Below are 12,829 nucleotides of genomic sequence, written 5' to 3' on the forward strand. Positions count from 1 at the left end.
TAGATGTTATGTTAAAAAAATTGGGTACTAGCAAATGCCGGGTCAAATTTTACGCTTATGGCAAGCTGTTACCGAATCCGTTTAGCCGAATGGATAAAGCAATGATTTTAAGGCGAAAGGCGGCCTTCGTCGGGTTCGAGAAGCGCCGCCTTTCGGGGAGTGCGGGAGTATTTATTTTTTTATAATTACCTTATGAGAGCTCTGTGAACCATCCCGCCGCGTGACAAGGAGCACATACATTCCCGGTTCCAGGTTTCTTACATCCATTTCCGCCGACGGATTTTGGGATTGATGAATCAGCCTTCCTGTCGGTGTGAGGAGCCGGACCGAACGAATCTGATCCATGTTTCCTGCCTTGATGAACAGCTTGTCAGAAACAGGGTTGGGGTAGGGGACAATGGAAAGCCCCGGATCTTCCTTACCGACCTCCATTTTCTTCCGGTTGGTGTTTTCGGCTGTGGCTTCTTCCGGCACGGGTGCATTGTTGTAGCCTGCCAATTGGGATTGCAGGTACCGCCAAGGACCATACATCTGGCCCGTGATCGCAAGCACAGGCGAATAGCGTACGCGTACGCGGAGCTTTGTGGCGACGCCTGTCTTGGTAATGGAGGCTCCCAGTACGGTGGAGAGGCCCGACATGATGGTGAAATTACCAGAAGCTCCGGTCGACTGATTGCTCGTCGTGATCGGATTGTTTCCCACTTTCGAAAAAGGTATGCCCGGTGCCATGGTTTCCCAGACGAATTTGCCCTTGTTTCTTCCAATAAATGACTTGGCGGATAAGGTGCCTACAAAATTCTGTTGGCTGAATTGGCTGTGATTGAGAGGCGTTACCAGATCACCATTGAATAGCCGAACGTTGTTTTTCAGGCCTTTGCCGTTGTTGCCATAATAAACCGTCGCACTGCCGACATCGTTAGTCTGGTTGTAGTTGGCATGCGGGGCGCCTACTATAATGTCGCTGTATCCGTCGCCGTTGACGTCTCCCGCGCCGGAAACGGAGGTTCCCAGTTTTGCATTATCCTGATTACTTTCGACGCTAAATGCTGCTATTGGTTTGATCCCTACGGGCGATCCATGAAAGACAAATGCTTTTCCTTTAATCATCGCAGCGACATTTTCAAAATCGGCGGCACCGGCAACAATATCGCTGTACCCGTCACCATTCACGTCCCCTGCGCCTTTAACCGAGAATCCGAATCCGCCACCTGCGAGATTCTGTTCAAGGGTAATAGGTGCCGGGCTAACATCACTAATTCCATTTGATGAGCCGTAGTACACTATGACAGTTCCTTCATCAACCTCCGGTTTGTCAAAATAAGGTGCCCCTACTACAATGTCGCTAAATCCATCTCCGTTGACATCCCCGGCTCCTGAAACGGACCTGCCCATTTGAGCACCTATTTGATTACCCAGCAGAATTTTGGGATTATTACTCGATATTCCCTGATCGGAGCCATGGAAGACGTAGACTGCACCTTTGTAACTGTCGTAGCCGGAAGCCCCTACAACAATGTCGCTATATCCGTCTCCATTCACATCGCCGGCACAAGAAACGGAGTTGCCCATATGTGCATATAGTACGTTGGACTCAATAATTGCATCATTGACAGGGCCGCTGGTAGAGCCATAATAGATGTGTATAGCACCTTCGCCTCCTTCCCCGGCTGAATACGCATCGTCCCCGATGATGATGTCGGCATAACCATCCCGATTGAGATCGCCCGCACCTGAAACTGCACATCCAAAATCGCGTTGCGGTATATTGCCCTCCAATTGTTTGACTGATGCGGGATTGATCCCTGTATTTGAGCCAAAGTATATGAAAGCGGCCCCTTCGCTCGTCTGGCCATTGGTATAATTATCGGCGCCCACAAGAATATCACCATATCCATCACCATTGATATCGCCAGCCCCGGCTACAGATGTTCCAAAGTAGCTGTCGGGCTGATTTTTGCTCAACATGATCTGATTCCCAAGCTGAATCCCATCCATCGATCCATAATACACCAAGGCAGCTCCGCCAGTTGTTCCATTGAAATCAAACTCCGGTGCACCGACAATCACATCATCGAAGCCATCGCTATTTACGTCTCCGGCACTCGCAACGGAGTAACCTATCAAGGCATCGGTAACGCTGCCTGAAAGCGTTACCGATCCATTCGTACCAATACCTTCCGCTCCGCCATGGTAAACAAACACATGCCCTTCGTCCGTCTGACCGTTGTCAAAAGTATAGCAACCCACCAGGATATCACTGTACCCATCCCCGTTCACATCACCGGCGCTGGCGACGGCGGTGCCGAACCAGCCGTCGATTTGGTTGCTTTCCAAACGAGAAACAGGAGAAGCCCAACTAGGGATTCCATCCTTGGATCCATGGTATACAAACACTGCGCCTTCGTTAAACTGACCGTAATCGTAGTACTCGGCACCAAGAAGGATATCGGAATAACCGTCACCATTTACGTCGCCCGCGCAAGCAATAGAGGAGCCCATGTGATCATTAGATTCGCCCGTAAAGGTGCTAGATGGCTGCGTATTAATGCCGGTTGAGGAACCGAGATGCAGATACACTACGCCTGCATCAACTCTACTGAACTGGCCATTATAAAATCCATCATACAAATAAGCACTAATCAGCACATCACTATATCCATCCCCATTCACATCTCCAGCCGAGCTTACCTTGTTCCCCATGGCGGCATTGTATTGGTTGCCTTCTATGATTGTCGGATTACTTTGAAGAACGCCACTGCCCCCACGGAAGATGAAGGCAGCCCCCTCTGCGTCCTGTCCCTGGCCATTGGTATAATAGCGGGCACCAATGATGATGTCGCTATAACCATCCGCGTCTACGTCGCCTGCAGAAGCGACTGAGTAGCCAAACATGGCGTTGGGCTGGTCAATTTGAATCGGGACTTTTTTTGAAAATAAATTGCTATTTGCGTTGCCTAAACAAAGATTTGCAGTTCCTTCCTTGCTTTCCCCGTCGGAGTCCTGACTTGCGCCGATCAGAACGTCGCTGAATCCGTCACCATCGACATCCCCTGCTGTGGCTACCGAGATCCCCATAAGAGCGCCGGCATGGCCGTTCCCAAAGCCATAAGAGGTGATGGCGGAAGTAAAAAATGTGCCGGATCCCAGATAAAGGTTTGCCCGTCCTTCGTCGACAGCATTTGCATCGTAGTACGGAATCCCTACCAGCACATCACTAAACCCATCGCCGTTGAAATCCCCCGCACTCGCCACGGAGTATCCCATTTTAGCATCAGCCTGGTTGGCTTCCAGCGTAACGGCTGTCAGGGTCAACCCCGACGGGTCGCCTTTGTACACAAATGCGGCCCCTTCGTTATTTTGCCCCTTGTCATAATCCGGCGCACCGACGATCACATCGCTGTAACCATCTCCATTTACATCCCCGGCACTGGATACGGAGAAGCCCAGGTGCATAGAGGTCTGATTGATTTCAAGCACCTTGTTGGCATTCTGCGGCGTACCATTGGCGATGATCGGGTCAATGGTGACCGGGTAAGCCGCATTAGCCACATCCACGCTGATCTGAATGCGGTTGTCCGCAAATGCCAAGGTAGCATTCAACGGTTTTTTGTTGGCGTCCCAGCATTTGAGGTCGCTGTACACAAGTTCATTGCGGGTTTCGCCTTTGGCTGTTTCGGAAAAGAAGCGCAGCGCGTTACCGGGGCTCTGTTCCACTTTCAGGCCTTTGGCGTTCATTCTGACCTGCAATTGCCGGGTGTCCTGCGGGGCGTTTTCGATGATGAAATTCTGGCGGACGCCGTCTTCGTTGTTGATAAACTCCTCCGTGAATGCGCTGTGATTGATCTGGACTTTGTTTTCGTGGTGCTCTGCCTTTGCGGCCATTTCGGGGGTATAAAGTAGCTTGCCGTCGGCGAATATGCCTTCGTTCACCAATTCCATTTTGAAGCCGTCTCCGATAGTGTCGACGCGGGTCTGGACGGTCAGCTTCCCCGGTTCGTAGTAGGCGCGGATGTTGTTCCGTCGGTTGGGGCTTTGCAGTTTCTTTTTTTGCGGATCGAAGGAAATGTGGTACTCCTGTTTCTCGAGCGCATTTCGAATGTCCGATAGGGTTGTTTCGGGAACCTCAGCTGGTAAATTAGAGGTTGGCCGTGCTTTAACGGGGTTCCGTGGTACCGCCCGGTTGAGACGGTCCAAGGAGTGAAAACCGGCAGCAAATGCTGCGAAAACCATTCCTACGTACAGAATGGGCATGTAACGACTTTTCATAGTCAGAAATCCTTTAAGTGAAACAATCGGTTACAAGAAGGGGTTACGCGAAACGCTTGCGTAAAGTTTAGCGATACTTCAAAAGCGATTTCAAACCGTTTAGCCGCCGGGGGAACTGGAATGAGTAGACGGCATGGAAGCTGTAAGCGGTAGGCTTTAAGCTGTATGCCCCGGCGTGGAACGTCCGGCAATGCAGAAAGTAAACGCCTCCCCACGGCACGGGGGAGGCGTTGGGGGAGGGGCTTATCGCCGGATCAATACCCGGTGCGATGTAGGTGTGCCGCTGGCCCGGTTGAGCATGAGGATATAAACGCCACCGGGCAGTTTGCTTACGTCGATGTCTTTTTCGTATCGCTGCGATTGGAAAACGGGTGTTCCGCTAGTATTATAAAGCCGAGTCGCCCGGATATCGGAAGGATCCGTTGCCTGAATGGACAGGCGATCCGAAGCCGGGTTCGGGAAAAGGGAAACGGAAGTTTCGATTTTCGGTTCTGCTTTCCGTTTGATCGTTTCCGCCATTGCTTCTTCCGGTACCGGGGCATTGTTGTAGCCTGCGAGCTGGCGTTGTACGTAGCGCCACGGGCCGTACCTCTGGCCGGTGATGGCGAGCACGGACGAGTAACGTACGCGTGCGCGGAGTTTGGTGGAAATTCCTACTTTGTCCTGTAAAGGTATATACTGGTCCCCCGTTGCTGAAAGATTTACATAATCCGAGAAGTGCGAGTAACTCGTACTATTGGTGATTGGATTGCTTCCTGTTTTTGAAAATGCTGTACCTGCCCCCTTCACTTCTCTCATAAACGAAGCATTTTTGTTGCCACCTCCTAAAAATGATTTCATAAATAGCCCGATATTGAAATCCGGGGCGTTGAAATTATTGTGGTTGATTGGAGTTGATGTGCCAGCATTATAGAGCCGTACATTATTCCGCAATCCTTTGCCATTGTTACCATAATAAAAGAAGGCCGCTCCTGCATCAGCTGCTTGTCCGTTATTGTAGCCATTTGCTCCCACAAGAACATCACTATACCCATCGCCGTTGACATCACCGGCTCCCGTAACCGCTTTGCCCAGAAAGTTACCGGCGGTATTACTTTCATTACTGAATGAACTGGCTGTTTTAACCCCATTGGGGGAGCCATGGTAAACAAATACATTTCCCTCATTACTTTGACCGACGGAGAAACTGGGAGCGCCCACAATCACATCACTGTATCCGTCCCCATTTACATCTCCCGCGCTGTTGACCGACCATCCGAAATAGGCCCCAGTGACGTTTGCTTCCAGATAAGTGGGCGCAGGGCTGACGTCATTGATACCTCCGATTGTTCCATAATAGACAATCGCGGCACCTTCATTGGATTCGCCCTTGTCATAATAGCGGGCTCCCACGATCACATCACTATATCCATCCGCATTCACATCTCCAGCGGAAGCAACTGAATAGCCGAAATTAGCATCGACTTGGTTACCTTCCAGACGTTTGTCGTAAGTCGCGTCAAGACCCGAAGATGCTCCGTGATAAATGTAGGCAGCGCCTTCTCCCTGTTCTCCGATCGCTGCACCCCAGGCACCTACGATCACGTCGCCGTACCCATCTCCGTTGACATCACCTGCCGAGGACACTGCTTCACCAAAATGAGTGTTGGTAAATCCGGTAAGGGTGACTTGATTTGCTGGCCCGTTGACTCCTCCGAAGCAAACCAAAGCTATGCCTTGCGCGATATAGGTGGGAGAACCAATGATAATATCGGCATATCCGTCACGATTGATGTCTCCCGCACCAGCGACTGCGTAACCAAAATCCGAATCGGCTTTATTCATTTGCAGTGCCTTGGGTTGTACGTTCATATCGATACCCGATGCTGTGCCAAAGTACAAAAACACTATCCCTTCATTACTTTCTCCAATGGTATATTCCTTGGCACCAATGAGGACGTCATCAAAGCCGTCTCCATTGGTATCTCCTGCGCCTGCAACGGAGCCGCCAAAGAAAGAGTTCGCCTGATCTTTTTGCAACAGGTGATAGGTATTGGTAATTAATCCGTCGACAGATCCGTAATAGACAAATGCTGCTCCTTCGCTAGCCTGCCCATCATCAAAATAGGGTGCCCCCACGACAACGTCGTCATAGCCATCCGCATTAACGTCACCTGCACTCGCTATGGAAAGGCCCATTTGGGCATTCGGCTTGCCGTTCGTGATTGTTAACGCATCCTTTTTACCAATCCCTTCCGCACCGCCATGGTACACAAATACATGCCCTTCATCCTTCTGCCCATTGTCAAATGTGTAGCAGCCAATCAGAATATCACTATACCCATCCCCATTCACGTCCCCGGCGCTGGCAACGGCGGTGCCGAACCAGCCATCGCCCTGGTTGCTTTCCATCGTAGCGACCGGATCACCCACTATTCCCACATTGCCTTTCGATCCATAATAGACGAACACACCACCTTCATTGAACTGACCGTTATCGTAGTATTCTGCGCCAAGAAGAATGTCAGAATAGCCGTCCCCATTTACGTCACCTGCACAGGCAATCGAGGAGCCCATATGGTCGTTGTCCTTGCCGAAAAAGGTTCTGGATGGCGGCTGTTGTGAGCTAATGCCGGTTGAAGATCCAAGGTACAGATTGACAATTCCATGGTCTTTCTGGTTCGCAACATTTTGATCGTACAAATAAGCGCTGATCAGCACATCACTGTACCCGTCCCCATTCACATCGCCGGCCGAGCTCACTTTGTTGCCCATGGCGGCATTGTATTGGTTACCTTCTATGACTGTCGGGTTTCCCTGAAGACCGTTGCTCCCTCCACGATAGATGAAGGCCGCACCTTCCGCATCCTGTCCTTGTCCATTGGTATACCAGCGCGCGCCTACGATGATATCGCTGTATCCGTCCGCATCGATGTCGCCTGCGGGGGCGATGGAGTAGCCGAATTGGGCATTGGCCTGGTTGGCTTCGAGAAGGGTAACTGCGGAATGTAGATTTCCATTGGCGCTGCCTTTGCATACGGCCACTGTTCCTTCCTTACTTTGCCCATTGGAATCTTGCGTGGCACCGATCAAGACATCGCTAAAACCATCACCATTAATGTCACCAGCGGTTGCTACATTAATTCCCAGTAAAGCCCCCGCGTGATCGTTACCAAAATCATAGGCCGTGATTGACGAACTAAAAAATGTAGCGGAACCAAGATAGAGATTTGCTCGCCCTTGGTCGATAGCATCCTCATCATAGTACGGTATTCCTACAATCACATCACTAAATCCATCGCCATTAAAATCGCCAGCACTCGCCACAGAATACCCCATTTTAGCATCAGCCTGGTTACATTCCAGCGTAACGGCTGTCAGGGTTAACCCCGACGGGTCGCCTTTGTACACAAATGCGGCCCCTTCGTTATTTTGCCCCTTGTCATAATCCGGCGCACCGACGATCACATCGCTGTAACCATCTCCATTTACATCCCCGGCACTGGATACGGAGAAGCCTAGGTGCATGTAGCTCTGATCTATCTGGATTACCTTGTTGGCATTCTGCGGCGTACCATTGGCAATAATCGGGTCAATGGTGACGGGATAGTCGGCACCTGCAACGTCCACGCTGATCTGAATGCGATTGTCCGCATAAGCCAGTGTCGCATTCAACGGCTTCTTGTTAGCGTCCCAGCATTTGAGGTCACTGTACACAAGTTCATTGCGGGTTTCGCCTTTGGCTGTTTCGGAATAGAAGCGCAGCGCGTTACCGGGGCTCTGTTCCACTTTAAGGCCTTTGGCATTCATTCTGACCTGCAATTGCCGTGTGCCTTCGGGAGCGTTTTCGATGATGAAATTCTGGCGGACGCCGTCTTCGTTGTTGATAAACTCCTCCGTGAATGCGCTGTGATTGATCTGGACTTTGTTTTCGTGATGCTCTGCCTTTGCGGCCATTTCAGGGGCATAAAGCAGCTTGCCGTCGGCGAAGATGCCTTCATTCACCAATTCCATTTTAAAGCCCTGTCCGGTGGTGTCGACGCGCGTCTGGACGGTGAGTTTGCCCGGCTCGTAGTAGGCCCGGATGTTGTTCCGGCGGTTGGGGCTTTGCAGCTTCTTCTTTTGCTCATCGTAGGAAATGTGGTATTCCTGCTTTTCCAGCGAGCTGCGGATGTTTGCCAGCGTTGCTTCGGAAACGCCTGTCGGTAATGTGTCGGCGTTTTTCGTTACTTGTTTGGCAGGGGTCGGGCTCATTCGGTGGTGTTGGTGCCACAACCCTGCTCCGAGGAGAGTCGTTCCGGCCAGGGCAACGGCCATGGCCCGTTGATAAATCTTTTTCATACTCGTGTGTATTGATAGTTTTGGATTACGGTAATATTCCCGCGCCCAAATTTTGTGAGTGCGGGAATTAAAAAGGTTAAACGATTATTCTCAGGTGAAAACCGCTTAGCCCGTGGTTCGGTAGTCTCTGGAAAGTCGCCGTCAGATAATTAGTGCAGCACAATGGAATGGGTGCTCGCGGTAGCATCGGTGTAACGAATGCAGAGGGTATACCGGCCGGAAGGAATTCCCCCGATGTCCAGTTTCTCAAAATCATTTATCCACTTTCGGACCACCGAGCCGTTGGTCGTGAGTAGCGACGATTCGGCAATAGGCACACTTTTTTCGCTTCGAATGTGCAATGCGAGTGCTGCCGGATTTGGATATACGTATGCAATAGCGGTTTCTTGAGATGCGTTCGCGGAAATCAGCGGTGCCGGTGCACTGGTTGCGCCGGTCGCAGGTCCGTTAAGGTATCGCCAGGGGCCATAAATCTGCCCTGTCAATGCAAGGGCGGCATTATACCTAATTCGGGCCCTCAAGCTCGTTCCGGGGCCTGATTTATACACCACACTTTTGAGCTCGGCGCCTGTCAGGTTGTAATATCCTTTTTGAGATCCATTGCAGAATGTACTATTGGCGATCCGGCCATTGGCACCGGTCGAGAAACTGTTCCCGTTTGCAACCGTCTCCCACACCAGTTTTCCTTTATTTGCACCCAGGAATGATCTGGCAGCCAATCCGATACCAAAATCAGTTTTGTTGTGCTGCTGGTAATTCATTGATGTGGTCAGGTCCGAATTGTAGAGGCGGATGTTGTTGCGCAAGCCCCGGCCATTGTTTCCATAATAAACAAACGCGGCGTCCGCGTCGGTCTGGCCGGTGCTGAAATTGGGCGAGCCGGCGATCAGGTCACCAAACCCATCTGCATTCACGTCGCCGGCTGCTGCTACCGACCAGCCGAAGAAATCATAAGTGTCGTTGGCATTGCCCTGAATGCGTTGGGGGCTTGTGTCGATCCCTGCCGGTGATCCGTAATAGATCAGCGCCATGCCGGTTAGCACCGAGGTGTTTTCATCGATGAACCAGGGCTCACCGACGATGACATCGCCGTATCCATCGCCATCGAGATCGCCCGTGCCCGCGACGGACTCGCCCATGGCTGCGGCCATGCCCGTTTCATGTGCATACAAATGCGTGACGTTTCCGGCGGTTATCCCAGCCGGCGAGCCATAGTAAATGTGCGCGGCGCCATCGCCATTATCATAGCCGTGCGCTCCGATGATCAGGTCAGAATAGCCATCCCCATTCACATCGCCTGCGCCGGATACATCCCAGCCGAAATGCGCCTGATCCTGCGTCCCTTTGATGCAATCCATTGAAATCGAATCCAAGGCGTTTGCCTTTCCATACCCGATAAAGATCGCGCCTGCGTCGTAAGAACCGACGCTGTATGCACCTGCAATGAGGTCGTCGGTGCCGTCGCCATTCAGATCGCCTGCGTGAGCTACCGCATTGCCGAGCCGTGCATCTTCCAGGTCGCTTTCGATGATCTTCATCCCCGCGGGATCGGGGCCGTTGGGCGAACCGGGGAATATGTAGAGCGCGCCTTCTTCTGACTGGCCATTGGAGTAGTTCATCGCGCCAATAATGATTTCGGAAAAGCCGTCGTTATCGAGGTCGCCGGCGTGGGCGACGGCACATCCAAACCAGGCTCCGGTCTTGTTACTTTCCAGTTTGATGGGGACGGGGTTGAGGCCGGAGAGGGAACCCAGGTATACGAACGCTGCGCCTTCTTCGTCCTCGTCTTCATCGTAATGCATGGCACCGATAATAATGTCGCCAAAACCGTCACCATTCACATCGCCGGCGGCGGAAACTGATGTGCCGAAACCGGCGTCGGACTGGTCGGCTTCGAGCATGTTTACAGCTGTTTTGCTGATGCCGTTGGACGTTCCTTTAAATAGAAACGCTGCGCCTTCTTCGGATTGGCCATTATCATAATATGGTGCGCCGACGAGAATGTCGTCGTAGCCATCACCATCGACGTCACCCGCGCCAGATACCGCATATCCGAACTGCGATTCCGGTTGAACCGAATGCAGGGCCGTTGCGCTGGCAGTGTCCGGACGGAATGCGCCACCGTGCCATACCATGATGGCCCCTTCATTATTCTCTCCGTGATCATAGAGATGGGCGCCGATGACAATGTCGCTGAAACCATCGCCATCGATGTCGCCTGCACTCGCGAGAGACTGGCCCAGATAAGCGTTGGCTTGGCCACTTTTGAAAACGGATACAGGCTTTTTATCCACCCCGGCCTGAATTCCGGAAAAGAGCGTTACCACCCCTTCATTGAGCAGGGTTTTGCCCCGCATCCGGCTCGCAATCAGGATGTCGGCGTAACCATCGGCTTGCACATCGCCCACGCAGGCAACTGCACGGCCAAATCCCTCGTCCATTTGCTGTCCTAAGAGAGCTATCGAAGTGTTGGAATTGACACCACCAGCGGCGCCGAGGTAGATTTTGACCAGCCCCTGGTCGGGATACATTTTATCGTAATGCGGTGCACCGATGATAATATCGGAAAACGTGTCGCCATTGAGGTCGCCTGCGGAAGCCAGCGAGGTGCCCAGGTGCGCGTTAGCCTGGTTGCCCTGTATCATGGTTGGGACCAATGATGCTCCTTGCGGGCTACCCAGGTAAACAAACGCGGCACCTTCATCGGATTCCCCCTGATCGTAAAACGGCGCACCGACAAGCACATCGCCGAAACCGTCGGCATTGATATCCCCGGCACCCGCCACTGAGGTGCCCATTCCGGAGACCGGCTGGTTCATTTGCAGGATAGTTACTGTCACAGGATTAATGCCCGCCGCGGAGCCATAGTAAACAAATGCGGCACCTTCGTTCAATTGCCCCTGATCGAATTCGTTGGCTCCCACTATTAAATCGCTGTAATTATCGTTATTGATGTCGCCGGCCAGTGCAACGGCAATGCCGAACTGCGCCCCGGACTGATCTCCCTCCAGTATGACAACGGGATTTGGCTTTATCCCTTTGGAAGATCCCAGGTGAACGAACACCGCTCCTTCATTAGATTGCCCGTTGTCATAAAAAGGGGCTCCCAGCGCGACGTCACTGAAACCATCCGCATTAATGTCCCCTGCACTTGAAACCGAATAACCCATTTCAGCATGTGCCTGGTTGCTTTCAAAAAGCGTGGGTGCAGTATTAAGCCCGTTGGCGGAGCCGTAATAGAGCAATACGACGCCCTCGTTGTCCTCCCCATTGTCATAATGCGGTGTGCCGGCAAGGACATCGGAAAAACCGTCGCCATTTACATCGCCAGCGGAAGCTACGGAAAAACCCATCAATGCATCGGCCTGATCCGATTCCAGCAGGGCATCCGCATTGCCAGGGCTACCATTTACGACAATCGGGTCGATCGTTACCGGATAGGCGGCGCCGCGTACGTCCACGGCGATCACAATTTGCTGCCCCTGGCCGGTCAGATGCGCAGTAAGCGGCTTGTTACGGGCATCCCAGCATTTGAGGTCGCGGTAAATGAGCCTGGGAGTGGTTTTATTATTTTGGGCAAAAAACAGCAATTCGTTTTCGGCACCGTTCCGAATTTGCAGGCCTTTGACGGCAAGGTTTACCTTTAATTCCTTCGTACCTGCGGGTGCCTCGTGAACGATGAAATTCTGCCTTATGCCATCTTCATTGTTGACAAATTCTTCGTCGAATTTTGCGTGCCGGATCAGCAGCTTGTTCCCCAATATTTCGGGCTGAGCCGCAGGATCGGACCGGCCAATCAGGCCGCCGTCGGCCAGAATACCTTCATTTTTTAATGTAAAAGAGAACTTATGACCAGCGGAATCGACCCGGTTTTGAATGTTGAGACTTCCGGGCCGATAATATGCCCGCAGGTTCTGCTTTCGGTTGGGGCTTTGGAGCATGTGCTTCGTGCGGTCGTACGTAATGTGGTACTCGCGTGAGGCAATGGCCTCTCCAATACCGGGTGGAATGAGGATATCGGCATTTCTGGCAGAGGGTGCCTGGCCTGAATCATAAACGCTGGCGGCAGATAAGGTGAAATGGTTTGGAAGAAAACAGTTGAAATAAACGTAGGCAAACAGGAGAATGACTGACGCCGCGATCAATAACGGCAGGAGGTGTCGTTTCATAGGATAAAATTGGGGATAAGGTGAAGTGTAAAACAGGGCGGCCTACCCGGTTTTCAATTTTGTACTTATCTCCA

The 12,829-nt window shown here is 51.9% G+C and carries 3 protein-coding genes; all 3 read right to left on the bottom strand.

Annotation, left to right across the window (positions count from 1 at the left end):
• Positions 1–171: 171 nt before the first annotated feature.
• The 3 genes from ACQ4MZ_RS00610 to ACQ4MZ_RS00620 all read right to left on the bottom strand — a co-directional run bounded on the left by ACQ4MZ_RS00610 (position 172) and on the right by ACQ4MZ_RS00620 (position 12,755).
• Positions 172–4,266: an FG-GAP-like repeat-containing protein gene (locus ACQ4MZ_RS00610; protein ID WP_430841922.1), complete on the bottom strand. Its 4,095-nt coding sequence runs from the start codon at positions 4,264–4,266 to the stop codon at positions 172–174.
• A gap of 243 nt (positions 4,267–4,509) precedes the next feature.
• Positions 4,510–8,586 (bottom strand): FG-GAP-like repeat-containing protein, encoded by a 4,077-nt coding sequence (locus ACQ4MZ_RS00615; RefSeq protein ID WP_430841924.1) that lies wholly within the window; start codon positions 8,584–8,586, stop codon positions 4,510–4,512.
• A gap of 149 nt (positions 8,587–8,735) precedes the next feature.
• On the bottom strand, positions 8,736–12,755 hold the full coding sequence (locus ACQ4MZ_RS00620; RefSeq protein ID WP_430841926.1) for an FG-GAP-like repeat-containing protein: 4,020 nt from the start codon (positions 12,753–12,755) through the stop codon (positions 8,736–8,738).
• Between the last annotated feature and the right edge of the window lie 74 nt (positions 12,756–12,829).

The sequence above is a fragment of the Dyadobacter sp. BHUBP1 genome (genome assembly GCF_050587785.1).
Classification (GTDB): Bacteria; Bacteroidota; Bacteroidia; order Cytophagales; family Spirosomataceae; genus Dyadobacter.

What these genes read in the sequence shown, in the direction of transcription:
- ACQ4MZ_RS00615 (WP_430841924.1), bottom strand. Translation starts at nt 8,586, where the DNA reads ATGAAAAAGATTTATCAACGGGCCATGGCCGTTGCCCTGGCCGGAACG.
- ACQ4MZ_RS00610 (WP_430841922.1), bottom strand. Translation starts at nt 4,266, where the DNA reads ATGAAAAGTCGTTACATGCCCATTCTGTACGTAGGAATGGTTTTCGCA.
- ACQ4MZ_RS00620 (WP_430841926.1), bottom strand. Translation starts at nt 12,755, where the DNA reads ATGAAACGACACCTCCTGCCGTTATTGATCGCGGCGTCAGTCATTCTC.